The organism is Streptomyces sp. Edi2 (assembly GCF_040253635.1).
GTDB lineage: Bacteria > Actinomycetota > Actinomycetes > Streptomycetales > Streptomycetaceae > Streptomyces.
The window spans coordinates 292,904-319,172 of the sequence record NZ_JBEJGX010000001.1; the positions used below are offsets into that span (position 1 = coordinate 292,904).

Below are 26,269 nucleotides of genomic sequence, written 5' to 3' on the forward strand. Positions count from 1 at the left end.
CACCAAGGACGTCACGAGTGTGACCGTGACCTTCGACGACGCGGGGCCGGTCTTCACATACTTCGCACAGTGCCCGGCCGACTGGGGCGAAGCCTGACCCTCCGGTCTCGTCTTCTGCACCCTCCAGGGTGCGATCGTCGAAGTTCCGTCCGCTCCCCGGGGTCTGATTGGCCTGATGCCTCGGGGAGTAGGCGACGAGCGGGTTGGCCGCTGATCGGCTCTTACATCGCGGAGACGCCCAGGACGTCCGATGGGGTTCGCCCACAGCCGATGAACGGGCCGTACCTTCCGATGCGGTGCCGAACTCGCGATGTTGCGTAGAGGAGCACAGAGAAAGAGGACCGAAATGGGAGCCGAGTACTTTTCCGTCTACCAGGACGGAACCGCGGTTGAGCACGCGTTCCGAGACGCCGTCGAAGACGCCGAGTACGAGCACGGCCACGGCGGATACACCGGCACCATCGCCGAGAAGCGCTTCTACAAGGTCGTCGCGCAGACTCCGATGTCACTGGATGAGGCCGAGGAGTACGCCTCGAAACTCGTTGTCGGCGAGGATGCACTCCTCGCCGACAAGTGCGGCCCTGCGGGCGCCATACCAGTACTGACCGATCGGCGCAGAGTCCGCATCGTCATCCCCGAGACCCGCCAGGGATTCAAGACCAAGGAGGAGGCCGCCATCGTGGCCCTCAAGCAGAGCGGGGACCTCAAGGAAGGCGAGAAGCCCGCGTACGGGATCCAGGGCATGTACCGAACCCACCCCCGCTCCGGCTATCTGGTCTCCGGAGAGCTGGACGTCCCCTTGGCAGGCGGACCGCTGGAGCACCGCGGCTGGCTGTTCTTCGGATTCGCCTCCTACTGACCTGGTCGGCACTGCCGCGGCCGGTTGCCACGGGCGCGCCCAGCTGCTGCCGACCCTTCCGACCTGACGAGGCCGGCCGTCGACGGGCCCGCTGTCCGGGGTACGGGCCTCGTCGGCCGCCCGCTCGCCGCTGTCCGTGTCGCACGCCTGGCAATGGCCGACGAGCACGGTTTCGTCCGCGACCAGGTGCTGGTCCTTTGGGTGCCCGCCGACGGGCGGCCGGGCCTGTCTCGTTGGCGCCTCCCGTTCGGCTGAGGCCACGGCCGTCGTTGTGTCCCCGGCAAGGGAAGCTTGCGGGGCTGGCCCGACCCGGCCGGCGGCCGGCGCGCTGGGCACGGTCTCGCCCGGCTCGCCGTCGGTGCGGCGGTGGTGTGTTGTGCGGGCTGCGGGGGAGGGGTTGGGGCCAGACGACAGGACCGAAGTCCTCCACCCGGAAGGGGTGGTGTGCAAGATCGTCTGGCCCCTCCACGAAGCCCCTCCGTAGGAGTGAGCCCTGCGGGTAACTATAGCGGTCTGGCGTGCCGCAGCCCGGGGTGCGGCATTGCCGGGGCTACCGGGGCGTGTGCTGCGCTGCTCCTGGGCTGTCGCTGTCAGCATCGGTGGCTGGGGTCAGTTCGCGAGGGTGACCAGGATGGCTCCGGTGAGACCGATGCCGGCGGTGCCTAGTCCGTAGAGGGTGACGGGGCGATGTGCGGATTCGCCGTAGAGGCGGAGTATCAGGCCCAGGCCGGTGAGGACGATGCCGACGGTGAGGAGTGTGCGGAAGGGCTCGGGCATGGTGGACTCCTTGACGGACGGGGCGTAGTGGAGGCTGCCGGTTGGCCGGTGCAGTGCTGCGGTTGCGGGTGTAGTTGTTCTATGTGGGGTTTTTGCCGTGGCGGGTGAGCCAGGCGCGGACTTCCTCGAGGTCGCGTGCGCCGTCGTCGTCTGCGGCCGGGAAGGGGTCGTCGCTGTCGAGGGTGTGGTTGCTCGCGTAGTTGTAGAGCGAGCCCCGGCCGATGCCCACGGCACGGGCGAGGGGAGCCATGAGCATGCGGCCGGGTGCCGGCTGGCGTCGTTTGCGGGCGGGGGCGGGCACGAGGGCGGGGACGTTGGCCTTCAGGAGGGCTTCGGCCGTCTGTGTGCCGATACCGAGCCGGGTGGCGAGTTGCTCGACGAGGCCGGCCCCTTCGGCTGCCTGGGGGTCGGTCAGGAGGGCCTCGGCGGTCTTTGTGCGGATCTTGAGCTGGGCGGCGAGCCACTCGGCCAGGGGGGTCTGCTCGGCGGTCTGGGGGTCCTGGTCCAGGATCCAGGCGCGTACCTCCGGCCAGCTGCGCCTCCGCTTGCCGTCGGCGGCCGGGAAGGGGCGGTCGGTGGTGCCGGGGCGGTAGTTGGCGGCGTAGTAGTTGACCGCCTGCCGGACGACGCCGAGGACTTCGGCCATCTCGCTGACGCTCAGGCGCAGAGCGAGCGGCGGCAGTGCGCGGGCGCGTTCGGCGAGGTTACGCGGGCCCGGGGGGTTCTCCCTCTGCGCGAACGGCTGCTTCTCAATCCAGGCGAGCACCGCCTTCTTCTTCCGTAGGCGTGTGCCGTCAGGGCCGCGGGTGCCAGACGGGAAGGTCGGGTCCTGGGCCCAGTTGCGCAGGACCGAGGCGCGTTGGCGGCCGGTGGCCTCGGCGATCTGATCGGTATCGATGTCCTCGGGCAGGGCGGCGAAGGCTGCGCGGATGTCGGTGAGGGGCTTCACGGGTGGGTCTCCTGGTCGGGGGTGAGGAGGCGGTGGGCGATCCCTCGCCCGTGGCCACGCTCTGACGTCGGGCGGGTTAAGTGTGCGCGGTGCGGGTGCGGCGGTTGGTCATGCGCTGCTTGATCTGTTCCTGGGTGGGCGGAGTCCAGCGGTGCCAGCCGGCCGCGGTGGACCACCTCTGCAGGTGTTCGTGCTGGTCGATGCCGCAGTGCCGGCATGCGCTCGGGGTGGCGGGCATGGGCGAGGTTCCTTCGGTCAGGGCCGTCAGGTCCGGGGAGGGACCTTCCGCGTATGGGTAATTTATTCAAAAATGCCGAAGGCGTGTCAATGCTGCCCGGTGCGGCGGGCTTCTGTGGGCCCGGCCGTCGGGCCTTGCGGCCCGCCAGGGGATGGCATCCAGCCTCGGGCGGCGGCGGGACCGGCCGGTGGGGCCCGGGGCCGCCGCCGCTCAGGAGCCGCGAGCGGCTTGCCACGCGCAGGGGAGGCAATACCAGACCACGAGCCAGTCCTCGCCGAGCGCTGCGCCGGTGGGGTGGATGTCCCGCTCAGTTGCCGTGCCTTCGCAGCAGGTGTGGCCGATCTCGCACTCGGGGGCGGTCGAGAGCATGGCTTCGAGGGTGGCGGTGTCGGTGCGGTCCATGGGCTTCTCCCCGGGTTGGGCGCTTCGTGGTGGCGGTGCGGGACTTGCCTCCCCTCAGCCATTAATGAGTAATTTAGCCATGTACTGCGAAGGTGTCAAGCCTGGGGGTGTGCGTGTTCCGTCAGGTCATGGATCGATCGGGGAGCATGCGCCGATGCCCGTGGATCCGCCGGGGACGTCGTCGGGTGCCGTGTCAGCCACAGCCCTGAGGCAGGCCCGGGGCGCGGAGCGGGGACAAAGGACGGTGCCCCGTGTCACGGCCGGACGGAAGGGAAGGGCGGTAGCGACGGGGCGTCAGGGTCCGGCGGCCATGCCACGCGATGCGACGGTGCGCAGTGCGGCGGCTGTGGCGTGCGGCGGGGTCAGGTACTGCGTGACCGCCTCGGTCCGAGCGGTGAAGGTGGCCGGTCAGTGGGATCCGTCCTCCTTGCCTGCGACCGCCTGAGGGTATGGCGGTGCAGCGCGAGGAGCAGTTGCGCCGTGCGCTTTGCGTTCTGGCGCTGGGCGGGTCAGCTGTGCGCGGTGCGGGTGCGGCGGCGCTCGATCATGCGCTGTTTGATCTGTTCCTGGGTGGGCGGGGTCCATCGGTGCCAGCCGGCGGCAGTGGTCCACTGCCGCGCGTGTTCGAGGTGGCCGATGCCGCAGTGCCGGCAGGCGCTCGGGGTGATGCAGGGCATGGGGCGAGGTTCCTTCGGGTCTGGGGTGTCAGGTGGCCAGGGCGGGGCCGAGCGGGTGGCGCGCCGTGGCCCGGTGTCGCTGAGGTGGTGGCGGATAGCGGCGCCCGGTGCCAGGTGAGCGGGCTTTGCGCCCAGCGGTGTACTACGACGTGAAGCCGTGCAGGCCCGGGCACTTCGCGGTGCATGCGGGGCAGGTGACGCCGCAGTCGTTGAGCAGCTCCTCGTGGTCGCGCCAGCCTGCGGCGCGAGCCGCCCGGGTTCCCTCGATCCGGCCGCCGGGGAACGTGGCCTGGCTCCCACAGTCCGCGCAGATGGCCTTGTGCTGGTCCAGCTCACCGGCGCGGGCGGCGAGCTGCTTCAGGACCATCTCGGCGTGCTCCACGTGCAAGGCCGCGTGCTCGTACCGCAGCGCGCGCAGAGGCTGGTCGTCGTAGGCGAGCGCGAGGGCGTCGGCGAACAGCGCCCGGCCTGCCGGGTCGCCGTCGAGCAGGAGTCGCACGAGCTGTTCGAGAGTCTGGACGGTCATGACGTGCCTTCCTGGTCGTCGGGGCCTTTGGCCGGGGGTGCGGGCGTTCGTGCAGCGGGCGGACGTGGTAGAGCGGGATGGGGCCGGCTCCGCGCCGGAGCCCCCGTTCCAGGGCCCGGAGACGGTTGCGGCGCCGGGCGCCCTTCGACATGGCGGTTGCCCTGGTGTCAGCTCACTGACGGCTGGAGCGCGTCGAGCATGCGGCCGTCCACGTCGTTGCCGACATCTTCCCGCGCAGCGTACTCGGCGTCGACGACCTCCTCGTGGGAGAACGAGAAGCTTCCGCCACCGTGGTATGCCGTGACATCGGGGCCGGTCTGCGCCACGGCGCTCACGTCCAAGAGGTCCAGCAGCGCGGCCCTGGCCTGATCCAGGGTCAGGGAGTCGCTCTTGATGAGCTGGCGGAGTGTGTCCTGTCGTTCCTGGGCGCGCTGGTCCATGGGCTTCTCCTCGGGTTGGGCGCTTCGTGGTGGCGGTGCGGGGCTTGCTTCCCCGGTACCGCCAATAGGTAATTTAGCCAAATATTGAGTTAATGTCAACTCTGATTCGGGTCACGGACCGTGGCTGGGCCTTGGTGTGTAGGTCGGGGGCAGGATGCGCCGTGGGGTAGGTGGCGCGGATCCCGAGAGAGCTGGCGCCCGGGATGGCGGTAAGCGGGGAGTGCAGCGTGAGGTCAGAAGCTGTGTCATATCCCTGGAGCGCACGGGATGATGGTGAGGTGAATCCCCTCTTCGTGCTGGCCGTTGGACTCTCAGCCGGATACGCGCTGCGGTGCTGGCGTCCTGTTCAGCGGGCTTCACGCTGGGCGGAGCGTCAGGAACACGGGTCTGCTGCATGGTGGCTGGCTCAGCCCGTTGGCTGGGGCGATCATCGTTGTGTGGTGCACACATCCGAGACGGAGTTTCACCAACGCCCGTTCGTGGCGTGCATCTGACCAGCATCAACCTGCTCCGCAGTTCGATCGGAACTGGGTGTCCAAGCGGCAGTTCGACAGCCCGTCGTGAGGTTGTGACACAGCTTCTCACCGGTCGGTGTTGCGGCGGGCTATGGCCGAACAACTTCCAATCGCCGGCGCGAGGCGTCTCGCAGGCCCAGGCGCGGTGTCCGAAGATGCTCCGATGCCCGGCCGGGATACCGAGGTATGCGGTCGCGCCGGGGCCGAGTCACCGCGGAGGCGTCCCGCCCTCGGGTCGGGTCAGGACTCCGCGACCGCCGGCGTGCCGTGCGGCAGCCCGGCCGTGGGGCGGCCGGGCTGTCTGCGGCGTTACTGGTTGCGGTGGACGGATCCCGGATTACGGGGGGTGGTAGGGGCGGCGAGGATCCCTTCGGCCAGGCGCAGGGCCTCGTAGTCGGTGGCGGCTTCGGGGTTGAAGGCGGTGTCCCCTGTGTGAGCGAGGTAGGCCCTGGCGTTGAGTACCTCGATTAGGGCAAGGGCGACATCTTTGGTGAGCAGGGCGGCGAGCGCGGCAGGGTCCTTTGCACGGACCGCGTCGTGAACCTTGTCCGCGCCGGCGTTGAGCAGGGCGGCGAGCGCGGTTCGGCCCTTGGCGCGTACGGCGTCGAGAGCTTCGTTCGCGGCGGCGGGGTCGGGCATGTTGGTCTCCACGGGCGTCGTTATGGCTGTAGCAGTTGTTCCGGTGGTCGAGCCGGTGGCTTCGTCCGGTGACTGGTCTGCGGGGGCGCTTCTTGGCCAGCATCGTTGGTCTCAGTGCTGGGTGGAGGATGAATCCGGAATCCGCGTGGGTGCGCGCCGTCGGGTACGGGAGCCGGCGTCGGAGTCGCCGACGGTAGGCACCCGGGACCGCTGGGCCTAGGTGGGCCGAGAGGGCCGCGGCCGATGCCCCGGCGTGCGTGCGAGGTAGCCACGCAGCCGCCTGCTGCGTGGCGGTCCTCGTCGGCTTCGCCGTGGATGCACACCGTTGCCTGAAAGGGCAGACCAGCGCCCGGTGTTCGGATAATTCGGAGGCGCCGGCGATCACTCGGGGGTGCGGCCAGTCAGCGGTCATACGCGTCGGTGGTCAGGTCTACGTGCCCCTCGCGTGCCTCGTACGCGGCCCGCAGCGCGGCCGCGGTCTTCTCCGGCGGGATCGCGACGATTCCGTAGAGCAGCTGCATCGCGTCGGTGACGTCCTCCACGGTGACTTCTCCACGCGCGGTCAGGCGCTCCTGGGGCATCAGCCTGCGCCAGGTGACGTCGTAGAGGGCGCGGCGTGCGAGGGAGATGGCTGCGTCGGCGGCGGTGCGGAGCTGCTGGTCGAACCGGGCCGTGAGCTCCGCATCCCGACGGTGTCGGCTTACGCGGGCCGCGAGCGGCGCGGCGAGGGCGCGGACCGCGCGCCCCAGGAAGACGCGCGTACGGGCGTTGGCGAGGTGGGGCTGCTGGGTCGCGGTCATGGGCTTCTCCTCGTCGGGGTGCGGCTTCGCAGTGGCGCGGGGCTTGCCTCCCCTCAACCACTGGTGGGTAATTTAGTCATGGAATAGCGGCATGTCAAATCGCGGGGAATTCGCGCGCGTTCCGTCCGGACGTGGTCGGCTCGGTGCGGTCTGCGGCGACGTCCTGCTCGACCTCACGGCGCCATTCCCTGTTCTCGCGGGCGCGTTCGGTGCCGTGGTGGAGTTCCTTGGGGTTGTGTCCGTGACAGCAGTAGTCGCGGCGCTTGCCCTCGCGGGTCATCATCCGTGCCATTGCACTCTCCCTGCAGGGGTCGGTGGGCGCCGCCGGGCTGGGCCGGATCCGGGTGGCCCGGCGGCGGGTGGGGTTGTGGTTCGGGGCGGGGTGCGGGCCCCGCCCCGGTCGGGTCAGGCGTGGGTGGTGCGGCCCAGGTGGATGGCGGCCGCGTTCGGCGTGCCGCTGTAGGTGCGGCCGCCGGTGGTGACCGTGATCGCGCGGGGCCGGACCCGGTCGGGGGTGTCGTAGCGGGCGAGCAGCGGGGCGGTGATGGTGTGTACGGCCGTCTTGGAGGGGCCGCCGCCCCAGGTCACGGTGATGTCTCCCCGCTTGCGGTCCTGGCCGCAGCGTACGGAGAACTTCACGCCGGGGAAGGCGGCACGCAGCTGGCGGCGCAGGTAGGCGGCGGTGGCCTTGGTGGAAACCCGCATGTCGGCCTGGTTGAGCTCCTCCTCGCCGATGACCGGCGTGACGGAGGTGTGGCGCACGTGGTAGGGGCCGGTGGTCCGACCTTCGAGGGTGCGCAGCTCGTAGCGGGGGGCGGGGATTCCGCGCCGGACATCGCGGGTGCACCAGCGGCAGCTGCAGGGGTGGACGGTCCATTCGCCGTGCGCGGCGTCGACGCTGCCGTGGTAGGTGACGCGGGCCCCGGGGGTCAGGCGCAGTGCGCGGTACTCGGGGGTGTGCAGGTCGCTGGTGCTGAAGACGGTGTCCGTGCTGCTCATGGCGGGCCCTCCCTGGTGACGTTCGTGGCGGCGGCCAGCGGGGCTTGCCTCCCCGCACCGCTTGATAGGTAAGTTAGTCAACTGATGCGCAAGTGTCAAATCCGCTGGACCTCAACTCCTGTCCGGATCCGGCATGTTGACGGTCAACACCCCGGGCCCGGTGCACAGTCGGTCCGCAGGCATGGCCACCGGTACGGTGAAGTGGTTCAACTCCGAGAAGGGCTACGGGTTCATCTCCCAGGACGACGGAGGCCCCGACGTCTTCGCCCACTACTCGAACATCTCCGGCAGCGGCTACCGGGAGCTCATCGAGGGTGAGCCGGTGACGTTCACCGTCGGCCAGAGCGCAAAGGGCCCGCAGGCGGAGAACATCGCCCGGGGCTGACCCAAGAGGCGTAGGGCGGGGCCGTCACGTCGGTGACGGCCCCGCCCTGTTGTTGCCGCATCGGAACGGCCGAACGCAGCTCCCGCACCTCGGCCGCCCCACGCCCCACGCCCCCGTGGGGCGGTCCTCGCCCTGCCGCCGGGGTCAGTTGCTGGGGTGTAGCACGACGGCCGGCACGGCGCCCTCGGGTGCGCGGTCTTCCTCGTCGTCCGGCTCGGCGTCGTACATCCGGCCGTAGTTGCCGCCGCCGGAGGTGTCCGGCGCGTACAGGCCCGTGCTGACGTACAGCGCCGCCGGCGACCAGCGGGACTCGTCAGGGTGGTCGGCCGGGGAGATCACCACAAGTGCGTCATCCGGCATCTCGCAGAGGGCTGCCAGCTGGCGGCGCAGGTCGCCGAGGCGGAAGCCGATGAGCTCCCTCGGGCGGGGCTCGACCCAGTTGGGCGCGACGCGGGCCTGGTGCACGGTGTAGCCGCGGTCCGCATACGCGGCGGCCTCGGCGTCGGTGATGGGTTCCAGTATCCGGGAGGCCGAGGGGCGGCCATGCTCGCGCTGCCAGGCTCCTGCCCGCCAGTGGCCGGCGGCTATGCCGAGAGCGGGCTGGTGCAGGTGGATGACACCGTCGAGTCGCAGGCAATCCAGGCTGGCGAGGCCGTCGACTTCGAGGGCGCGGCAGTCGACTTCGACGTAGTTGTCGGTATGCATCAGGGGGATCTCCGTTCGTCCGGGTGTCCGGGGCCAGGCCGGGCGGAACTCCGCACATACAGGGCCGGGAGGGTGCCAGCTGGGCACAAGCGGGCGGGGCTCCCGGTTCGGACGGCTTCGTAATGGCCAGTGCGGGGCTTGTGGGGGCGTGTGGGGCCCGGCCTCGAAGGCCGGGCGGGCTGGGTCAAGAAAGGCGGGTGCGGCGGTATTCCTGCATGCGGCCTGCCCACCAGGACCGAGGGGTGGCGCCGCGGGCGATGTCGTTCTTGACGGAGGCCGGAATGTTGCAGCGCCCGGGGCGTGCCGTACGCCAGGCGACGATGTCGGCCTCCAGCAGGGCTGCGTCATCGGGGTGCTTGGCGGTGAACTCAGCCCACACGGCTGCCTGGCGGGCTTCGATGGCGGCAACTCGAAGGAGGCGGGCGGCTTCGGCGGCGGTGAGGGTCCAGCCAGTGACCTTTTTGCAGCAGCCGCGGCCGACGGTCATCGTCTGGCCGGTGACTCGGTTCTCGACGTCGTAGAGGTTCTTGAGGGAGCGGGGGCAGTGGTCGCACTTTTGACCGGCCTGGCTGCTGCGGATGCCGATGAGGTTCCAGTCGGTGGTGCCGATCTTGGCTGCGATGGTGGTCATGCGCTTCTCCTTCGGCGAGGGCTTCGTGGTGGCCGGTTTGGGGCTTGCCTCCTCCAGTAATGAGTAATTTAGTCATGTTGAGCATTGGCGTCAAGTACCTTATGTGCTGCGGCGTCCGTTGCGTGTGCGATCTGGCCGGCGCTGCGCCATCGCCCGCACCCCGCCAGCCCGATGCGCCCGGCCTCGTCGAGTACGCGCACCGCACCACCGCCGTGGTGTCCCCATGCTGACCTGAGGACCGCTTCGGCGCGCCTGTCGGGCCGGCGTAGCGATCCGTGCAGCGCTGCTTCTTCCGGCACCCCAGGCCGCCGACTGCAGCACCCTGAGCGGATCACCGGCAGGGCGTCGCGGGGGCGCTTGCCGACCGCCTACGGGCGGCTGCTGTGCTCGCGCTGCCAGCCCTGCGCGCCGGTGCCCGGAATCACGCGCCTGCTCGCATGCCGGGGCGAGTGCAGCTGGGTGGCGTGCCGCATGCATGTACCGGCCGGGGGAGCTCCGACCGGGTACAAGCGGGCGCGGACGGCAGCGGACGGCGCTGGCTTAGATCAGGCCGAGGGTCGGCACCAGGATGCTAGGCGCCAGGTCGATGACACCGTCGGCGTACCGCTCGCGCATCATCGGGTCGGCCTGCACGTGGCGGGCGTCGACCCGTACCCGCATCCGGGTGCGCAGCGGCAGCTGCGGCTCAAGGTCGGGATCGAGCACCGTGGCACGCCAGTTTTGAGAGGCGACGACGCGGTCACCGGGCTGTACCTGCTCGATCAACGCCCTGCGCAGGCGCGGCCCGGCCGCCAGGTAGGGCGACAGGCTCTCGCGCAGCGCGCCGAACCTCTCGTTTTCCGCCTCGCTCGGCGAGCCTCGCACGAGGGTCACCTCAAGGCGGGTGAATTCGCTGAGCCTGTCGCTGAAGTCGGGGACCGCCGCGGGTGATGTGCCGGTGGCCAGCAGGTCCACGGGCTCGTTCCAGATCGGGCGGTTGTAGATGTCCGCGTCGTCGGCGGTGAGAACGGCGACGTGTACGCCTTCGACGTCGTAGACCTGGCGCACCGTGCCCGTCCGGCCACGGGGTCCGGTTGCGGTCTTTCCGAGCCATGGCGAGGTGCGGACCATTTCGACGTGCGGGATGAGTTCAGAATCGGTGTTCACTGGCGTGACTCCTGGGGTTCGTGGTAACTGCCGGTCCCGGTGGCATGACGTCGTATGCCGGGCGCGTCAGTGGGCGTCGCGGTCGACGCGGCGGCGCTGCGAACGCGGGGCTTCGCCGCCAGTGCGCAGCGCGTGGCGTACAGCGGCCCGGTCGCGCTTGTGTGCGGCCTTCTGGTGTCCGGTGCGGCCGCCCTCGCCTGCGAAGCGGCCGCGGTGGCCGGCGCGCCGGTCGGTGGCCTGGACGCGGTCGGGACGGTGGTGCCAGGTACGCGCCATGGTTCGACTCCCGGTGCTTCGTGGTGGTCAGTGCGGGGCTTGTGGGGGCTCGTGGGTGAACCCCCGTGGCCGGGCCGCTGTGCAGCCCGGCCACGGTTGTCAGCTGCGCTCGGCGCGGCTGCGGACGGCCAGCAGCCGCAGCTGTACCCAGTCGCAGCCCACCGAGACGCGCATCGAGTTGTCCGGCTGCAGCTGGAAGTCGCCGAGCGGGGTGTGCGGGCCCGCGGCGGCGCGGAACGCCTCGAACGCACGGAAGGGGTCGCAGAACACGCCCTTCAGGCAGCCGCCCATGTACTCCTCACCCTCCTCCAGTACCCACACGGCGGACACCGGGCCGGTGACGCGATAGGGCTTGAGGGACAGCGAGTCGCCCCCCGCCTTCAGTCGTACCGAGCCCTCCGGCTCTTGGCGCACACCCTCGACGTGCTCGTACAGCCCCCGCACCTCGGTGATGAACTCACGGAGCCCGAGGGCGAACTCGTCGAAGGCGCCGAGGATGCGACCACCCTCCATGTACTCGGCGCGCTCCAGGAGCCATACAACCGGCCCCTTGGTGACGGCGGAGGGCTGCTGGGTCTGCGTCGCGATCATGCTTCTCCTTCGGTAGGGGATTCGTGGGGCCGGCCCGAGGCTTGCCTCCCCGCACCGTCTAGTAGGTAATTTAGTCAATATTGGATCATGCGTCAAGTTGGTGCCGCCATCCACTCGACCCCCACGCATTCCGCATGCGCACTGACTGCCGCGCACTGCCGCACGGCCGAAATCGACGCGGATGCCTACCCGTCCCGCCGCCCGCGGATTAATCAGGGTGAGCCGATGAGGTCGAGGGGGGGTTCGCCCGGAACGCGGCGACTTGACGTCATGGCGATAGTTGGCTAGATTACCTATCAGGCGTTGCGAGAAGGTAAGCCCCGCACCGGCCACCCGCAAAGCGCACACCTACGCGACGAGAAGAACTGAACACCGCGCCTGTGAAAGGGCCCAAGAACACGGGTCCCTTCACAAGTCCGTGCCGATGCCGAGGGGTGCTTCGACAGCACCCGCAGACCCGGAGGAACTTGATGAGCAAGGAGCTCGCCGCCGCCATCGAGCGGGACGACCTGCTGGAGGGTGCGGGGATGCATCCGGACGACCGCAAGACGTGCTGGACCCACCAGACCTGGGCGGCCGATTGCGAGGACCGGCACATGCGGCCCACAGCAGGCCGGCTCCTCGCGGAGGCCCTGGAGCTTGAGCGCATCCGCGCCGCACGCTGAGCAGCGCATCCACCTCCTGGCGGAGCAGCGTCAGCCGGTCCGCCGCTGCTCCGCGTTGCCCGCGGAAGCCCTGTTGATACGGCACTCGTGAACGCTGCTGGGCTGGGGCCGGCTGTCCTGCCCATGCCCGAGCACTGAGCCCGGGTCGCGACCGACACGGCACGCGCGCTCCTCGAAGCTGGCGACACAGCCAGCGCCTTCACCCATTCACTCAGCCCTGTCTCCTCGAGCTCGCCGCGGCTGTAGCGGTCCTGTAGGCGTCGTCACTTTCCGGTGGCGCGCTGGCAGGCGGGGCAGGTGACGGGGTTGTCGTCGGCCAGGAACTCGCCGTCCTCGGCGATCCTGTTGCATGCCGTGACGCGGTCGGCGAATCCAGACGCGTACCCGGCGGCGTGGGTGTGTCGGCCACGCGGGAGGCGTACTCGCTCGGGCCACTTCGTGCTCATAGTCGGTGTCCTCTCTGCGGGGTGCCGCAGTTGCGGGACCAGTCATTGCGGTTCATGACGCGGCCCACCTGCGGGGGAGGGGGCCGGGGTGCGGTGCGCAGGGCCCTGTTGCCGGTTTGTGGTGCTATCAGGAGCACATGGCGTAGGCGTCGTCATAGGCATCGGGCTGGTGGGGGTGCTCGCCACCATGGCCGAGTACGTAGGCGCGCAGTATCTCGGCGGGGACATGGGGGTACCAGCGGACGTCGTCGTCTTCGTAGTGCGCCTCGCGCAGTTCCCAGCGGATGTCGGCGGTGGCGCTGGGCTCGGGTGCGGGCCAGTCGGCGGGAGCGTGGCGGGGGCCGTCGAGGAAGTCGGGGCCGAAGTCGATGCCGACGCACAGGGTGGTGTAGGGGCCGGGGTAGTCGGCGGGTACGTCGAAGAAGCTGTCGCGGTTCCAGCGGTAGAGGCGCTCCGGTGCCGGGGTGGGGGTGCAGGTGGTCTCGGGTCCGGCGGCCACGATGATCCACTGGTCGTCGGCGAGGAGGATGCGGTGGGGGACGCCGCGGGTGCCGTGTGTGATGGCGGCGTCAGTGAGCGTGGTGATCACAAGTCCTCCGGTTTGCGCGGTCGCTCGCGTGGTGGGTGGTGGGCCCCTCGACCATTAGCAGGTAATTTAGCCAGATCGTGAGAGCATGTCAAGTCATGACGGCCGGGCGCTGGACGGCTGCCGCGATCTAGATGGAGGATGCGCGACGTAGTACGGCCGCTTCTGGCTCATCCCGATTGGTGTCGGGCACCGGCGCGCTTGCGGTCACAGAGTTCTCCTGCGCTGCCACGCCAACCCCGCCGGCTACCTTCCGCTCGCAGCAAGGGCTACCAGCCCCTGCTGCCCTCCCGGCGGGGACGGGGGATGCAACCTGCTGCTTCGAACCCTGCGATCCGCTGCTATTCGTGAGTGCTACACGTGCTGCTGAGTGCGACTGTTACCTTCGGCAGCGCCGTGCCGCCGGCTGTCGCACCGTGCCGCCGCGCTGACGTGCTGCTCCCCATCACGCATGGTGTCCCCACTCGGTAGCCTGCTGACGGTGATGGCCTCCGAAACGCACCGTCACGCCCCCAGCGTTGTGTCTCTCGGGGCGGTCGGGGCACTCGACGGCGGGCAGGACCCGCCGGCTTCCTGCGGCCGCTCGCTCCGGTGCAACGCGGGGCGTTGGCTTTGCAACGCAGATGCGCAACACCGAGAGGCGTTGCGGGGCTGACCTGCGCAAACACTAGCCGAGGACTGTCTGCCGGAGCGTGTTGCAGTACGCGACCGACGAAACGTGAGCTCTGTCTGCCGGACGGCATTCGCCCCAAGGAGATGTAGCCACGTACGTGGACCGATATCCCGCTCTGCACCTGGTTCCCGCACGGCACGAGTCGACGTGGCGGCCAACTACACGTGCGTAAGCCGCCGCGGCTCACTTCGGTTCGCTTGCGCCACGAGCCGAGGTGTGCGGCGGCCTCTGGCAGTGGATCGACAAACTGCTGCCTTCGGGCATGGTGCAAAGTCGCTGCCCTGTGGTGCTGCTGCTTCGGTGTGGCCAGACCATGCGGGCGCGCTGCTGCTCACGCCGCTGCACCGTAGGAGCGCCCACGCTGCCTGAAGGCGCGAGATTCGTGCTGCTACCGCATCCCAGCACCGTCCATTGCCCTTGGCTGTGCCGTCGTACCCCAACTGGTCTCTTCACGCCGACAGAGCCAGACGTGGGCCCGCCGGTCGCGATCCCCTCCCTTTCGAGCTCCTGCCGGCCTTCGACAGGTCCAGTACGGACAATCCGCTTGTGGCAGGGCACGGTGTGCGTCCGTGATCACTAGGTGCCCAAGCAAAACGACTCCAGGCGCCGATCAGATCGGTTGAGAAGCGCGAGCAGCGGTCAGCCTCATCCACCGACTTCGCCTGCGGCTGCGGGGGCTCCAGTCAGAGTGTGGTGATCTCGGGAGTTATTCGCCGTTCGCAGCGGGACCACGGCGCTGCGCTGTCCTTTGGCAACGAACCTGGACCGATTGCCACCGAAGATGGACCAACGCCGTTTCTTGACGGCGAAGATGGACCGCCGCAGGTCAGGAGCGCAGAGCCCACCCGCAGTAGGGTCGGCCCAAGTACGGCGTCCTCTGCGAGCAAGCCAGCCCGGATATGCCCGCCGTTCGTCTGCCAGTCCACTCCACAGCTGACTCCATCGCGCTGACTTGCGGCGGTCCATCTTCGATGACACAAACAGCCGTCAGTCCAACTTCGATGGCAACCGGTCCGCCTTCGCTGTCACAGGTCATGCGCGGAGCCGCTGCAACGCGGCCAGCCTGTGAGTGCAACGCAGGATGCAACGCAGAGGTGCAACACGACTGTGTTGCACCTCTGACCTGCGCAAAGATTGCTGATCGGGAACCGTCAGGAGTGTGGCACGTCGAAGGAGGTCTGGCAGCGCGGCAGCGGCACGAGGTGGGAGGTGCCTGGAGTCCAGGGGCCTCGGCCTGCCGAGGGGTAGGTGTCGGGGGCGCCAGTCACTGCGTGCCCTGGAACGTCCACCAGCCGTCGTATCCCGGCGGAAGGCACGGGTAGTTGTCGAGCATCGGCCGCAGGATCGCGAGGTGCTTTTCCATCTTTTGGGGCTCCTGGGCTCCCCAGTAGCGCTTGCCGTCCCAGCGGCCGTGGCACTCGCCGCCGTGGCGGCCGTCCAGGTCGGTGGTCAGGATGTCGTGCGGGTCGTCGAGGTTGACAGGCTTCCGCAGGTAGTGGCGAATCAGCATGAGAGAGCCGATGCACGCCTTGGTTACGCCCTTTTCCCGGCGGTACCAAACGGCGTTGGCCTGCCCGCTGAGGTTGTAGTAGGGGTGGATGCCGCCGTGTTCGCGCAGCTCAGCGGTCACGGTGGACAGGTCGATCGCGAACGGCCTGCGCGAGATCAGAAAGCGGGATTCCTGGATCATGCGGCTCCTTCGGGTTCGGGGGTGGCGGGGAAGCGGCGGGGGTCGGCCCAAGGGCCAGCGCCGTTGTCAGGCCGTGGGGGATGGGGAGATGCGTTGGACGTGAGCGAAGGTCACGGTCTCGGCGGCATCGAGGTCGAAGCCGCGTTCCCCGGAGTGATGGACAAACTGGTATGTGCCCGGCGGCACGTCCACGACGGTGTCGCTCCAGCCGAGGTTGGCGGGGTCGCCTCCCCGGGACTTCCAAGCCTGGAAGTCGGCGATGGAGTAGGCCCACAGGTCGGTGCAGATACCTGCCAGGCGGGTGCTCTCGGGGAGCGACGGGTTGTCTTCATCGTCGGCGCGTGGGCTGGCGATGATGTAGCTGTCCGGACCCGTGCGGTACAGGCCGAGGCCGCAGTTGCTGGCTGGGCCGAATGCGCAACCGATGGCTGCCATGGCCTTGACTGCCTGAGCCTTGCCGAGCGCGGACTCGTAGCTGGCCATGGTGTCGTCGTCCCAGTTGTAGACGGGGCGCAGGTCGTCGGTGACAAGGAGCTTTCCGGACGGTACGTCGATGGTGATCTCGGTGGTGATGCCGTCCGGGTGGGGGCAGGGGTCTTTCACCTCGGCGACATCTCCAGCGACCCTGGTGCTCGGGTGGATGCCACAACTGCGGCAAATGGGCGTGGAGCCAGCGATAAACAGTTCTCCGTTGAGTCGGGCCGCCTCTACTTCAGCGTTGTCGGGGAGCCAGTGTCCGTTTTTGGCCTTCAAGGGCAAGTGCAGCATCTCGATGTCCATGAGGTCTGGGCTTCCTTTCGTGGTGGTTGGTCCGGCGGGTCCGTCCCGCAATCTCTGGTGGGTAATTTAGTCAACCAGTCCTGAACTGTCAAATTGGCTTCGTGCAAGGAAGTTGACGCCAGGCGCGGGGCGTTGTTCGGCTGCCTGCGGCCCCGGGCTCCAAGGTGCCGTGTCGTCCTGCGTCGCGGCTGCCTCTGCTGGGCGGGGAAGCCCACGGAGCCGTGCCTGCCGGGTGCCCCGGTCGCGGCGGGTCTGAAGTCCGCGGCCGTGGCCCTGCTGTACTTGGTGGACGTCCTTCCCGCTCCCGGCCCGCCCGCTGCGCCTGCCGACGAGCCCGTTACCGACGAGCCCGATACCGGCTCGGACGGTGCCGTGCCTGCCGCAGTCCCCGGCGGCGCGGGCAGTCGCTTGGTGTCCCTGACCATCGTCTCGCCCCGCGGCGGCGTGTACCACCGTTGGTGGGCAGGCGCCGGCCGAGCTGTTCAGCGGTGTTCGCTGGTGTTCGTCTGTGTTCAGCGCGGTGCTGTGGCTGGCCCGCCGGGGAACGCCGTGTCGGCTCCTGGTTCCTGCCTTGCTGGTCGCCGTGTTGGGTGTGCTGCTCTTCGCTGCGTGCCGGCTCCGCCGCTTTTGCCCGCGGTCGTCTGCCGGAGTGCCGGTCGGGTGGTTTTGTGTCGAGCGTGTTCGTCGGGTGCTGCCCGGCAGATTCGCTGCGCCCCGATCCGATTGCCTTGTTCTGGGCTGGTGTTGCCTGTCCGGCCCGTGCTCTGCCTTCCTCGCCCTGTTGTGTCGGGCGCCGTCAGTGCAGTTGACACCGCTCCAGTCTATCGGCTAAATTACCTACCTGTGGTGCGGGGGTGAAGATCTCCGGGCCGGCCCTTTTTTGACTTTCTGCGAGGTGTGCGTCATGGAGAAGCTGCCGTTTGGGATCACGATTCACCGGGTCTTCGAGGATGGGGTGGTGGAGGATCTGGCCTGTCCGAAGGGGCATGAGATGAGGCTGGCGGTGGGTTTCGTCGAGCGGGTGATCGCGAAGGGGCATTGGGTCGTGATTGTTCCGGAGGGGTGGTCCGGCGTCGTTGCGGAGGTTTCCTTTCCGATCGGCTCGGGGTTGTTGTCGGAGATCGTGTTCAAGGCACTGAGCGCGGGGCAGGGCGCGGTGGTTTTGCCCGAGGATGTTGAGCGGGGGAAGGTCCTGCCGGTCCTGCGGTCCCTTTCCGGCGATCGGTCATAACGAACGGGCGAGCGGGCTGCGGACGTGCTCGTTCGTGGCCCCGCTGTCGCCTCGGCGGGCCGCGCGATTGGACCCGGCTGCCTGGACGCGGGACGTGCCCGCGGTCCTGGCCGCGCTGGAGGGATCGGAGCTCGGCGCGTTCTACCTCGCCGCGGCCGCCACCGCCGCGCGCCACCCCGGACGGCACCGCGGCCTCCCTTCTGGCGTATCTGCGCGGTCTCGCCGCTCCGCCCCGGCGCCTTCCGTCGGCCGGTGAGGCAGGAGGCGGAGAAGGAGGCGGCGATTGCTCAGGAGGGAGCTGGCCGTCTGCCTGGCCACGAGGTGGCGGGCCTGTTTGCGGGGGGTGGTGCGCACCGTCCACCCGCCCGGCGCCGGCGGCCGGCCGTTCGGCTGGGTCCGTGCCGTTCGGCTCGGTCTGGCGGGTCTGGTGCGCCGCGACCTCGAGGCGGCGGCCGCGGCGGCCCGGCATGTGGTCTTCGGCATTGACTTGGATGAGGTCTGCGTCGGCGACGCGGCGGCTTTCTGCGGCCGGCGTCTGGCCCGGGGTGTCCTCGGCTTGGCCGCGGCGGATGCCGCGACCGGCGTGCGCCTGGCTGAACGCGCCCGCGCGTGAGTTCGGGGCGAGCGGCCCCACGGAGCGCCATGCTGACGCTTTACATTTGACACAGAGGCGCTTTTGCGAGTAAATTATTTCTCATCGGCCGAGGGGCCCTGGATAGGCAACGGCCACCCTTCATCGCAGGAGGCACAGATGACCCGCTACGTACTTCGCTCCGGCGAAGCCACCCACGGCCGAGTGATCCACAAGAGCCACGCGTGGCACCGGCAGGACGTCGTCTGCGGTGGCGCCGTCCTCCTCAACATCCGGCTCACCAAAGAGGAGGTGACCCGCCGCCTCGAAAGGGGTTCGATCCTGTGCCCTCGCTGCTTCCCCGCGTGACAGCCACCCGGCCAGCGCAGCGACCGGGAGCAAGACGCAGCGACCCGCCCGGCCATCTATCGACGTCGCCCCGCTTGGGCGGCAGCCCATCCGTGCCTGTCCGCCGTCCGGTCGCGCTGCACCACCGACAGCGGCACCTCGGTGGTCTACGACAGTGACCTTGGCCGCAGCTGATCTACGGGTGCACCCGGCCCCGAGCACGCGCCCCAGGGAGCGCCACCGTGCCTGTGCGGCCTACGGCAGGTAGCGGCCGCACCGGGGCCGCGCCCCGGCAACCAAGACGCGACTTCGTGCTCATCAGACTTCCGACGAAGGGATCCGGCCCCGTGCCCACCCCCTATGACCCGTCCTCCATGGACGTCTACACCGCGCTCGACGAGGGCGCCGAGCCGATGGGGGTCACCGCGATCGCCCGTTCCATCTGCGGACGCCTCGGCATCAACTGCTCCCCGCGAGCAGGTGAGTCGTCCCAGGCTGCACTGCGCCGGGCTATCAGGGTCCATGAGATCCGTTCCCTGCTGGCGCGCGGGATGCTCGGCCGCGACGTCGTGGCCCGCTACGCCGACGAGTGGCGGCCTTCATGTACCAAGCGGCGGGATCAGAAGCTGTGGACCAGCGCCGGCAACGCCCGGCGCTGGGACGGCTGATCTCCATGCCCATCCAAGGGGCTCCCGTCTCCATGGAGCGGCCGGAGAGGGAAGTGTCCAACATCGGGGACCTGTTCGCGCACGACCTCGCACTCGCCTGCGTCGGCAAGCCGTTGGAATGAGCCGCCGGCAGCCGGGCGCCCAGGAGGCACTGCTGCTTCCTGGGCGCTCGTCCGTGTTCGGCGGGCGTTCGCAGATGACCGGCGGTGTTCGCCGTTGTTCGGCCCGGTGTCGCCGGCCTCGCCGCCGACCTCGCCGGGCTCCGCTGTGCCCGCTGTGCCGCCTGCCCCCGGCCCGTCGCCCGGAACAAGAAGACCGGCGTCCCCTACGTCACGAAGGAGCCCTCTGTGAGCAGCCAACCCGACCTCCCCCCGTTTCTCGCCGACATGGTCGCCGGATCGAAGAAGCTGTCATCCGATCTCACCCTGACTGGGCGCGACCTGCTCGAAGCCCGCGCCAAGGACGCCGCTCGTGAAGCCGCACAGGCTCTGGTCGGTAACCTCCTTCCCGCAGACGCCACTGCGGAGGCCGTCACTCAAATCGCCGACGCCATCGCACGCCCCCTCGTGCAATGGCTGCGGCAGTACGACCAGGCCAACGATTATCTGGCTGATGTCCGTGACGACTTCGGTAAGCGCGTTGGCATCGCGGAGCGCAAGCTGGAGTGCATTCAGAAGTGGTCCGACACCTGGGACCTGTCGGCGGGCTCGGAGGAAGAGCTGCGCAGCATCTTCGCCTCACCAGACGGCCGGGTCTGATCGCAGGAACGACGAAGGCCACCGCCCGGTGGGTGTGCCACCTCGCCACCTCGCCACCAACTCACAGAAGGAGCACCACACGCCGCCGTGCGGACGTTTTGGCCCGGCCCGCGACCCCGCGGCGGCGAGCAGCTCGTCGACGGACACGCCCCGGCCCGAGTTCCGGCCGGTGGGTCTGCTGTTGCTATCCGGCCCGGCCTGCCGGGGTTGCGCTTCAATCGTCGGCGACGCTTAAGATTTGACTTCGGGGCTCCTTGTGGGTAATTTAGTCATTGCTGCGGCGGTGTTTTCCGCGGCCCGCGTCTTCTGCTCGAAGCAGCCTCTTGATGGCCCCACGACTAGGAGAACCACCATGGTCATGTTCACTGGCACTGCCGAACAGTTCAATGAGCGTCGCGCGCAGGCCCTCGAACTCGCCGAGCAGGTGGCCGCGTTGCTGGACCGGATCGATGCCCTGGGTGTGGGTGCGGCCACTGGCCAGTTGCTCACCCCCGGTGGCACCATCCGTCGCGCGCCCGGGCGGCCTGCCAAGGGATGGACGGTGTCCTGAGCCGGGATGACCAGGGCGAGGCCAAGGCACGGCAGCGATGAGTCGCGGCGTGCGGGGCGCGCCCTCCAGAACTGTCGTCCCCGTTGAGCGCCGCTCCGCTCCGCTCCGCTCCGGTTCGGCCCGGGGCGGGGTGGGGTGGGGTGGGGCCGCCGCTGCGCTGCTGCTGTCGCGCTGTCTCCAGTGCCGCCGCCCGGCCCCGGCTGCCCGGCTTCCCCGCCCGCTTCCGCGGTCCCTACCGCGGCCGACGTCCCGCCCTGCCGGACCCTCAGCCGGCCCGTGAAGAATGCCGTGCCCTTTTGGAGGCTTTGATGTCCCGTACCGATCACCATCGGCGCGTCCGTCCGCTGCGCGCGGGCAACCCTGCCCGGCTGATGGTCGACGACCAGGCCGCCGTCGGTAAGGGCGTCCTGCGGTCCGCTGGCCGCGACGAGCACGGGTTTCCCGAGTACAGCCGGGGTGTGACCGTCTGGGCCAAGCCGGGCCTCCGTAAGGCGTTCCAGAGCGCCGCTCACCGCCGTGACCGGCGGGCCGTCCGGGAGGCGCTCGCCACCACCGCCTACCAGCGGGATCCGGCCCGCCGCCAGGCCATCCGCATGGAGCGCGCGCTGATTCCCGCCGCGCGCCGCAGCGTGAACGGGGACATGACCTGATGCCCGAGCCCACGCACTTCGAGCGGCCGCCGGCGGCAACTCAGCCGGAAGCCGGGCCGATCGGGAGCCACTGATGATCACTACCGACAGCGACGCCGTGCTCGGCGGCGCACGAGAGACGCTGAGGAGCGCGAGTTGAGCCAGAGCATGGGCCAGTCGGGCAGCGCCGGGACGTACGAGAGCGATCTCGCGGCTGCCAAGCGGGCGGGCACCGCCTGGGGCTGCATTTGCGGGGAGGACAACCCGCCGTCGTACGACGCCTGTCACTTCTGCCAGCGCCCGTCGTGGACGTGCGCGGCCTGCGGGACCGTTAGCACCTGGGGCCGCGGCGAGTGCGGCGAGTGCGGCAACACCATGCCCGCCGAGCTTCTCGGGGACCGCGACAAGGGCTTCGAGATGACCCACGAGGAGTGGGTCACGATGCAGGTCGGGCCCCGCGTCGTCGGCGGCCTTTACGACCACGGCCATATCGCCGGTGCGTACGTGGTTCTCGCCGTCGACCGCGGTCCCCGCACGAGCTGGCCGACCTGGCAGATCACGGTCCGCTACGACCGGGACGGGCAGGACACCACGCACTGCACCGGCTGGAACCCCGCCTGGGACCGTGTCCTCTTCCGCCCCGCCAGCTCCGCGGGTGAGCAGGCATGACGGTTACGAATTCGCCGCGAGGAGCCCCTGTGACGATCCAGGCTGTGACGACCGCCCCCGAACCGCTCCCGGAGCAGTTGAGCGCCCGCACCGAGGGGCCGGACCGGCGCATCCCGGAGGCTCCAGCCCTCGATACCCCGGTCGAGGCAAAGGTGCAGATGCCGGAGACCGTGCCGGAGGGCACCCCGGACAATGCGCGCCGGTTGATCGGCACGCACGGCTCCGGGCGCGCGTACGTGACCGGGGACGGCACCCGGATGCGGATCGAGTCGGCGGACGGCCGCATGGCGTACACGCTGCCCACAGTGCCGGACGACGCGCACCAGGGGACAAGGGATGGTTTCGCGGCGCTGGCGCGGGAGTTGGCCGGGGAAGTGGCCAAGCGCGGTGCAGGTACGCCGGAGTGGAGCGAGCGACTGCTGGACATGTGGCCGGGCGAGCCGCAGGAATTCAAAGAATTCCGACCGGTCGGATACGCCCCGGGCGTGATGCTGGCCTGGACCGTGGCCGGGGTCGCGTACACCGGCCAGGTGTGGGCGAACCGAGTGCGGTCCGGGAACTGGAACGGCAGCCGGGGCGAAACCTCGGCGGTCGTGGTGGCCACGGTCGACGGTCGTCGGGCACGGCGTGACGAGGCGGTGTGCCTGCCGCTCGTCCACGGCCGAAAGCACGCGCATGCGTTCGTGGCCACCGCGCGCGGGAACGCCGATGTCGAGGTGATCGCCCCATGGTGCGCGTCCGACGGCCTGTTCGATGTGGTGACCACGGCCGGCGACCCGGTCGAGGGATGGGAGTCGGAGGGCGGCTACGTGCGGGTTGTCGAGCCTGCCGATCTCCCGGCGGTGCACGACGTCCTCGCCGAGCTCGCCCCGACGTCGACGGCCGTGGACGCCGACACTCCGGCGGAGGTTCCGGCCGGTAAGCACTGCCCCCGCTGCGACCGGAACGCGCTCTACGGCATCGAGTGCGCGTACTGCGGCCACATCATCATCACGGCCCTGGTGATGAAGCCGTGCCACCCGCCGGCCTGGTCGGAGGGGTGCTGCCCGGTGTGCTTCACCACCGATCCGGAGGTGTGGGAGGTCCACGGCCGGTTGCTGTGCACGGTGTGCGCGCAGGGCCGTAGCCGGTGGGGTGACCGGGTGAAGGCTGCACCGGGGTGGCGTGAGTGTGCGCGCCGTGTCGTGGCGTGGGCCGACAACCCGGGCGAGCCGTCGTACGCCACCGCGTATGCGGACGACGCCACCGGGGGACCGGCCGCACCGTTCGACGCGATGTGCCCCAGCTGAGCTGCGCGCACGCTCGCCCCTGACCGACAAGGAGTTCCCCGTGACCGATGAAGGAGAAGCCGAAGCGACCAAGCGGGACACGTCCCGCCGCTACCTGGTGCCGGTGGCCCGACTGGAGCTGCCCGGCGAGCCGGACCTGGTGCACCTGTCCTTGTGCCAGTGGTTGCCGCGGGTCGAGGAGTGGGCCACTGGCCTGGCTTTGTGCGGTCGCTCTGCAGAGCAGGGCGCCTTGCCCGAGGACATGGCCGTGACGTGCCCGGAGTGCGAGGCATACCGGCCGAAGTACCAAGCCGTACTGGACCGCGAGCTCGCGTAGTTGGACAGGACGCGGTGGACATCGAGTACGCCGGCTACCTGGCCCTCAAGGCCGTGCTGCAGCGCGCGCACGCCGACCAGGAGCGGGCACCGGCCAGCGCCGCCCGCCAGGAGGCGTTCGCCGATCTGGAGCTGGAGGAGACGATCAAGCGGGAGTGGGCCGCCCGCCTGCCCGACCACGACGTCGCGGGCCTGCTGTGCGAGCTGGTAGCGACCGTCCACGGCGCCGGCGGCGGGCTGTTCCGCTGGGCCCGCGCGGTCCGGTACGCGCTGGCGGGCCTGCTGCGCCGCGACGTCGAAGCGTCCTCCCCGACGGCCGGGCACCTGGTCTTCGACGTCGACCTGGACGAGGTCCGCCTCCGCGATCCGGTGTTGCCCTTCCTGGGCCCGCTCCTGGCCCGGGCGGTCCTCGACCTCGCAGCGACGGTCGCCGCGGCCGGTGTCCCCCTGGTCGAGCGGATGCGGGCGTGGCCGCGATCGACGCCGCGGATGCGCACCTGCACGACTGGCTGCTCGCCGCCCACCTGGCCGCGCACCCACCCGCCGCCGGCACCGACACCGCGGCCGCGGGCGCGGGGGAGTGGTGGGACCGGGCGGTCGAGGTCACCGTGCGGCTGCTGGCCGACCGCCCGCCGGCGGAAGGCGCCCGGCTGGCCGCCCTGGTGCTTGAGGACTGCCCACCCGAGCGGGCCGCCGACCTGGAACAGCGGGCGCGCGCGGCGCTCGGCCCGGTCCCCTCCGCAGCCGACATCGACAAGGCCCTGCCCGCCGGCGCCGACCAGGCCGACGGCGCGGCGGAGCCGCTCGCCTCCTGGCTGCGGGTGTGGGACTGGTCACCGGTCCTGCAGGCGCCGCTGCTGGCCGGCTTCGCCCCGCTGCTGGCCGCGCTGCGCCGCGTGAAGCCGGCCGGCCGGCCCGCCCGACCCGCGCGCCCCCGAGCACGCAGTGCCGGTTAAGTACACCGTCGCGCTGGAGGAGCAGGACCTCGCCCGGCTGGCCGCCGCGGCCGGCCCGCGCGCGGCGGCCGCCGCCTTGGCCGGCGCCGAGGATGCAGGCGCCGACGGCTACGCCACCGTGCTGCACCGCCTCGTGGAGGCCGACCCGGCTGCCTGGACCGCCGACGTCCCCGGGGTCCTCGCCACCCTGGCTCTGCCGGAGCTCGGCGCGTTCTACCTCGCCGCCACCGCCCTCGCCGCGCGCCACCCCGACACCTTCCCGACCGGCCCGGTCCCGGCGGCCCTCGCCGCCCTCACGCTGCGCCGCTCCCTGCCCGCCTCCGCCGCCGGCCAACAGCCTTCCACCGCAGTGGTGTTCGCCGACCAGGCCGTGTTCTGGGGCGCTGGCGGTCATGCCTGCGCCCGCCCGCCGCTGGGCTGCCCCGGCGTCTGCTCGTCGTGTGCCGCCCGGTGTCTTCCCGGTCAGTCCGGTCCCCGCCGCCCTCCATCGATGTGGCGCTTAAGATTTGACTTCAAGCCTTGATGTGAGTAGAGTTGTGTATGTCAACGGGGGCGATCGATCCCGTTGGCGCCTGACGGGAGGGATCGGCCGGTCTGTGCCGTCAGGCAGGCTCGCAGCTGTGGAGCTGGCCCGGGGGGTACCCGGGCTGGGGGTTCGACTCCCTCCGGGTCGCGAAGTGTTGGTGTGTGCCCCTCCAGAGGCGCAGTCCCCGTTGAGAGGGCACGCACCGGCACGTTGTTCGGGCCTGGCTGATTGATCCCCGGTCAGGTTGAAGGGGGGAGGACGCTCCCTCTGGGACGGTAGCTCAATGGTCAGAGCAGCCCTGCGGGGCTGGATACGGGTTCGAGTCCCGTCCGTTCACGACGTGCTAGCGGGAAGGTGATGCTTCCCGGAACCGGGCCTGCTGGCACGCTTCGCCTGCGGCTCCTGGGGAGGAGCCAACGGCGGACCTGCCTCGGGTAGGGGAAGGTGATGGGCAAGCCCTTCGCGGGCCCTACCTGATCCGGTCCCCGACCGAGGCAGGACATGCCCTCGTGGAGTAGTCCGGCTCATCTCACCCCGTTCTCAGCGGGGAGACCGCGAGTTCGAATCCGCCGAGGGTACGCATTACCGCGCAACGCGCGTGCTGGCTCCTGTCGTTCAACGGAGAGGACACCGGACTACGGATCCGGAGATCGAGGTTCGAATCCTCGTAGGAGCACACCACGGCCCCGGGTACGCCCCGGGGCCGTTCGCATGCCTGCGCCCGGCACCGCCGAGAACCTGCCCACGCCTGCTGGCTGACGCGGACTTCCTAGGCGACCCGCGGCGGCCCACCCCGCCCTCGACGCCGGCGGCCGGCGCCGGCCGCGGCGCCCCGTCTGCTGGAGCTGATTGCCGCCCGCCCCGGCCCGTGTTGTTCGCAGATCTGGTCTGACTGAGCAGGGACGAAGTGCTGGAGCTGCACGAACACCTCCGCGGTATTGCCGCCCTGACAGCCAAGCTCAGGGGCGCTGGGTCTCCTGACCTCATGAAACGGTCCGGCAGCGCCCTCTTCCCTTGGCCGGGATGGCGCTGCCGGACCCCTCCTCCACCCATCGACCGGCGCGGCGCGGCCGCGCGGAAGGGGCTTCGGCATGCCTCCCACATGGAGAGGGGCGCTGCCCACGGTAGCGCCCCCATGCGATGTGACGCGTGGGATTCACTCGCACGGCACAGGGCCGCGGCGGAGGCGGCTCGACGAGGGTGTGCGCCGCCATGCCCGCGGCGGCCTGCTTGGTGTGCTGCTCCATGCCCGGCAACGCCGCGGTGACCGTGCGGTGTTGCTCCCCGCCCGGCTGCTGCCGTCTGAGAGCTCCGGTCCCAGGGCCTCCCGCCGGCCGCTCGGCCCGTGCCGTTGCCGACCTGCC

At 70.1% G+C, this 26,269-nt stretch carries 35 protein-coding genes and 3 tRNA genes; 18 read left to right on the forward strand and 20 right to left on the reverse strand.

Annotation, left to right across the window (positions count from 1 at the left end; translation table 11 throughout):
- Positions 1 to 346: 346 nt before the first annotated feature.
- The gene (locus tag ABR737_RS01540; protein WP_350248341.1) at positions 347 to 859 is read left to right on the forward strand and encodes a hypothetical protein; all 513 of its coding nucleotides are present in this window, start codon (positions 347 to 349) and stop codon (positions 857 to 859) included.
- 609 nt (positions 860 to 1,468) lie between these two features.
- Here ABR737_RS01540 and ABR737_RS01545 read toward each other — a convergent pair.
- The 11 genes from ABR737_RS01545 to ABR737_RS01595 form a co-directional block, all read right to left on the reverse strand.
- The gene (locus tag ABR737_RS01545) at positions 1,469 to 1,636 is read right to left on the reverse strand and encodes a hypothetical protein (protein ID WP_350248342.1); all 168 of its coding nucleotides are present in this window, start codon (positions 1,634 to 1,636) and stop codon (positions 1,469 to 1,471) included.
- Positions 1,637 to 1,715: 79 nt separating this feature from the next.
- Positions 1,716 to 2,585: a hypothetical protein gene (locus ABR737_RS01550; RefSeq protein WP_350248343.1), complete on the reverse strand. Its 870-nt coding sequence runs from the start codon at positions 2,583 to 2,585 to the stop codon at positions 1,716 to 1,718.
- A gap of 76 nt (positions 2,586 to 2,661) precedes the next feature.
- Positions 2,662 to 2,823: a hypothetical protein gene (locus tag ABR737_RS01555; protein ID WP_350248344.1), complete on the reverse strand. Its 162-nt coding sequence runs from the start codon at positions 2,821 to 2,823 to the stop codon at positions 2,662 to 2,664.
- A 210-nt stretch (positions 2,824 to 3,033) separates the two neighbouring features.
- Positions 3,034 to 3,225: a hypothetical protein gene (locus tag ABR737_RS01560; protein ID WP_350248345.1), complete on the reverse strand. Its 192-nt coding sequence runs from the start codon at positions 3,223 to 3,225 to the stop codon at positions 3,034 to 3,036.
- 509 nt (positions 3,226 to 3,734) lie between these two features.
- Positions 3,735 to 3,902, reverse strand: a complete 168-nt coding sequence (locus tag ABR737_RS01565; protein ID WP_350248346.1) for a hypothetical protein — start codon at positions 3,900 to 3,902, stop codon at positions 3,735 to 3,737.
- Positions 3,903 to 4,044: 142 nt separating this feature from the next.
- On the reverse strand, positions 4,045 to 4,428 hold the full coding sequence (locus ABR737_RS01570; RefSeq protein ID WP_350248347.1) for a hypothetical protein: 384 nt from the start codon (positions 4,426 to 4,428) through the stop codon (positions 4,045 to 4,047).
- A gap of 167 nt (positions 4,429 to 4,595) precedes the next feature.
- Positions 4,596 to 4,868 carry a hypothetical protein gene (locus ABR737_RS01575; RefSeq protein ID WP_350248348.1) on the reverse strand — a complete coding sequence of 91 codons (273 nt, stop codon included), beginning with the start codon at positions 4,866 to 4,868 and terminating at the stop codon, positions 4,596 to 4,598.
- Between the two features lie 824 nt (positions 4,869 to 5,692).
- Entirely contained in the window at positions 5,693 to 6,034 is a 342-nt protein-coding gene (locus tag ABR737_RS01580) for a hypothetical protein (protein WP_350248349.1), read from the reverse strand.
- Between the two features lie 389 nt (positions 6,035 to 6,423).
- Positions 6,424 to 6,822 carry a hypothetical protein gene (locus tag ABR737_RS01585; protein WP_350248350.1) on the reverse strand — a complete coding sequence of 133 codons (399 nt, stop codon included), beginning with the start codon at positions 6,820 to 6,822 and terminating at the stop codon, positions 6,424 to 6,426.
- A gap of 94 nt (positions 6,823 to 6,916) precedes the next feature.
- The gene (locus ABR737_RS01590; RefSeq protein WP_350248351.1) at positions 6,917 to 7,114 is read right to left on the reverse strand and encodes a hypothetical protein; all 198 of its coding nucleotides are present in this window, start codon (positions 7,112 to 7,114) and stop codon (positions 6,917 to 6,919) included.
- Positions 7,115 to 7,227: 113 nt separating this feature from the next.
- Positions 7,228 to 7,821, reverse strand: a complete 594-nt coding sequence (locus tag ABR737_RS01595; RefSeq protein WP_350248352.1) for an LPD29 domain-containing protein — start codon at positions 7,819 to 7,821, stop codon at positions 7,228 to 7,230.
- 181 nt (positions 7,822 to 8,002) lie between these two features.
- Here ABR737_RS01595 and ABR737_RS01600 point away from each other — a divergent pair, with 181 nt between their 5' ends.
- A complete protein-coding gene (locus ABR737_RS01600; protein WP_350248385.1) occupies positions 8,003 to 8,206 on the forward strand; it encodes a cold-shock protein in 204 nt (67 codons plus the stop codon).
- A gap of 144 nt (positions 8,207 to 8,350) precedes the next feature.
- On the opposite strand, the gene ABR737_RS01605 is transcribed toward ABR737_RS01600, so the two are convergent.
- The 5 genes from ABR737_RS01605 to ABR737_RS01625 form a co-directional block, all read right to left on the reverse strand.
- Positions 8,351 to 8,911, reverse strand: coding sequence for a hypothetical protein (locus tag ABR737_RS01605; protein WP_350248353.1), 561 nt, complete (start codon positions 8,909 to 8,911; stop codon positions 8,351 to 8,353).
- A 184-nt stretch (positions 8,912 to 9,095) separates the two neighbouring features.
- Positions 9,096 to 9,542, reverse strand: a complete 447-nt coding sequence (locus tag ABR737_RS01610) for a hypothetical protein (protein ID WP_350248354.1) — start codon at positions 9,540 to 9,542, stop codon at positions 9,096 to 9,098.
- Positions 9,543 to 10,082: 540 nt separating this feature from the next.
- Complete coding sequence (locus tag ABR737_RS01615) at positions 10,083 to 10,688, reverse strand: hypothetical protein (protein ID WP_350248355.1); 606 nt, start codon at positions 10,686 to 10,688, stop codon at positions 10,083 to 10,085.
- A gap of 66 nt (positions 10,689 to 10,754) precedes the next feature.
- Positions 10,755 to 10,964: a hypothetical protein gene (locus ABR737_RS01620; protein ID WP_350248356.1), complete on the reverse strand. Its 210-nt coding sequence runs from the start codon at positions 10,962 to 10,964 to the stop codon at positions 10,755 to 10,757.
- Positions 10,965 to 11,063: 99 nt separating this feature from the next.
- Positions 11,064 to 11,555, reverse strand: a complete 492-nt coding sequence (locus tag ABR737_RS01625; protein WP_350248357.1) for a hypothetical protein — start codon at positions 11,553 to 11,555, stop codon at positions 11,064 to 11,066.
- A 470-nt stretch (positions 11,556 to 12,025) separates the two neighbouring features.
- On the opposite strand from ABR737_RS01625, the gene ABR737_RS01630 reads away from it, so the two are divergent.
- Positions 12,026 to 12,220 carry a hypothetical protein gene (locus ABR737_RS01630; RefSeq protein WP_350248358.1) on the forward strand — a complete coding sequence of 65 codons (195 nt, stop codon included), beginning with the start codon at positions 12,026 to 12,028 and terminating at the stop codon, positions 12,218 to 12,220.
- A gap of 263 nt (positions 12,221 to 12,483) precedes the next feature.
- Here ABR737_RS01630 and ABR737_RS01635 read toward each other — a convergent pair whose 3' ends face one another.
- The 4 genes from ABR737_RS01635 to ABR737_RS01650 all read right to left on the reverse strand — a co-directional run bounded on the left by ABR737_RS01635 (position 12,484) and on the right by ABR737_RS01650 (position 16,395).
- On the reverse strand, positions 12,484 to 12,666 hold the full coding sequence (locus ABR737_RS01635) for a hypothetical protein (protein ID WP_350248359.1): 183 nt from the start codon (positions 12,664 to 12,666) through the stop codon (positions 12,484 to 12,486).
- 127 nt (positions 12,667 to 12,793) lie between these two features.
- The gene (locus ABR737_RS01640) at positions 12,794 to 13,255 is read right to left on the reverse strand and encodes a hypothetical protein (RefSeq protein ID WP_350248360.1); all 462 of its coding nucleotides are present in this window, start codon (positions 13,253 to 13,255) and stop codon (positions 12,794 to 12,796) included.
- A 1,934-nt stretch (positions 13,256 to 15,189) separates the two neighbouring features.
- The gene (locus tag ABR737_RS01645) at positions 15,190 to 15,615 is read right to left on the reverse strand and encodes a hypothetical protein (RefSeq protein ID WP_350248361.1); all 426 of its coding nucleotides are present in this window, start codon (positions 15,613 to 15,615) and stop codon (positions 15,190 to 15,192) included.
- 66 nt (positions 15,616 to 15,681) lie between these two features.
- Positions 15,682 to 16,395 carry a hypothetical protein gene (locus ABR737_RS01650; RefSeq protein WP_350248362.1) on the reverse strand — a complete coding sequence of 238 codons (714 nt, stop codon included), beginning with the start codon at positions 16,393 to 16,395 and terminating at the stop codon, positions 15,682 to 15,684.
- Between the two features lie 904 nt (positions 16,396 to 17,299).
- On the opposite strand from ABR737_RS01650, the gene ABR737_RS01655 reads away from it, so the two are divergent.
- The 15 genes from ABR737_RS01655 (at position 17,300) to ABR737_RS01725 (ending at position 25,581) form a co-directional block, all read left to right on the forward strand.
- Positions 17,300 to 17,626, forward strand: coding sequence for a hypothetical protein (locus ABR737_RS01655; RefSeq protein WP_350248363.1), 327 nt, complete (start codon positions 17,300 to 17,302; stop codon positions 17,624 to 17,626).
- Between the two features lie 343 nt (positions 17,627 to 17,969).
- Positions 17,970 to 18,239 carry a hypothetical protein gene (locus ABR737_RS01660; RefSeq protein ID WP_350248364.1) on the forward strand — a complete coding sequence of 90 codons (270 nt, stop codon included), beginning with the start codon at positions 17,970 to 17,972 and terminating at the stop codon, positions 18,237 to 18,239.
- A gap of 138 nt (positions 18,240 to 18,377) precedes the next feature.
- A complete protein-coding gene (locus tag ABR737_RS01665) occupies positions 18,378 to 18,566 on the forward strand; it encodes a hypothetical protein (protein WP_350248365.1) in 189 nt (62 codons plus the stop codon).
- Positions 18,567 to 18,892: 326 nt separating this feature from the next.
- Complete coding sequence (locus tag ABR737_RS01670) at positions 18,893 to 19,213, forward strand: hypothetical protein (protein WP_350248366.1); 321 nt, start codon at positions 18,893 to 18,895, stop codon at positions 19,211 to 19,213.
- 347 nt (positions 19,214 to 19,560) lie between these two features.
- Complete coding sequence (locus ABR737_RS01675; RefSeq protein WP_350248367.1) at positions 19,561 to 19,971, forward strand: hypothetical protein; 411 nt, start codon at positions 19,561 to 19,563, stop codon at positions 19,969 to 19,971.
- Positions 19,972 to 20,323: 352 nt separating this feature from the next.
- Positions 20,324 to 20,521: a hypothetical protein gene (locus ABR737_RS01680; protein WP_350248368.1), complete on the forward strand. Its 198-nt coding sequence runs from the start codon at positions 20,324 to 20,326 to the stop codon at positions 20,519 to 20,521.
- Positions 20,522 to 20,829: 308 nt separating this feature from the next.
- Positions 20,830 to 21,171, forward strand: coding sequence for a hypothetical protein (locus ABR737_RS01685; RefSeq protein ID WP_350248369.1), 342 nt, complete (start codon positions 20,830 to 20,832; stop codon positions 21,169 to 21,171).
- A 135-nt stretch (positions 21,172 to 21,306) separates the two neighbouring features.
- Complete coding sequence (locus tag ABR737_RS01690) at positions 21,307 to 21,819, forward strand: hypothetical protein (protein WP_350248370.1); 513 nt, start codon at positions 21,307 to 21,309, stop codon at positions 21,817 to 21,819.
- Positions 21,820 to 21,848: 29 nt separating this feature from the next.
- Complete coding sequence (locus tag ABR737_RS01695; RefSeq protein WP_350248371.1) at positions 21,849 to 23,108, forward strand: hypothetical protein; 1,260 nt, start codon at positions 21,849 to 21,851, stop codon at positions 23,106 to 23,108.
- Between the two features lie 40 nt (positions 23,109 to 23,148).
- Positions 23,149 to 23,424, forward strand: a complete 276-nt coding sequence (locus ABR737_RS01700; RefSeq protein ID WP_350248372.1) for a hypothetical protein — start codon at positions 23,149 to 23,151, stop codon at positions 23,422 to 23,424.
- Positions 23,425 to 23,890: 466 nt separating this feature from the next.
- Positions 23,891 to 24,379, forward strand: a complete 489-nt coding sequence (locus tag ABR737_RS01705) for a hypothetical protein (RefSeq protein WP_350248373.1) — start codon at positions 23,891 to 23,893, stop codon at positions 24,377 to 24,379.
- Entirely contained in the window at positions 24,369 to 24,902 is a 534-nt protein-coding gene (locus tag ABR737_RS01710) for a hypothetical protein (RefSeq protein WP_350248374.1), read from the forward strand. The genes ABR737_RS01705 and ABR737_RS01710 overlap by 11 nt, the downstream gene beginning before the upstream one ends.
- A gap of 272 nt (positions 24,903 to 25,174) precedes the next feature.
- Positions 25,175 to 25,243: transfer RNA gene (locus ABR737_RS01715), tRNA-OTHER, on the forward strand.
- 165 nt (positions 25,244 to 25,408) lie between these two features.
- Positions 25,409 to 25,483: transfer RNA gene (locus ABR737_RS01720), tRNA-Glu, on the forward strand.
- A gap of 26 nt (positions 25,484 to 25,509) precedes the next feature.
- Positions 25,510 to 25,581, forward strand: a tRNA-Arg gene (locus ABR737_RS01725).
- Positions 25,582 to 26,269 lie beyond the last annotated feature (688 nt).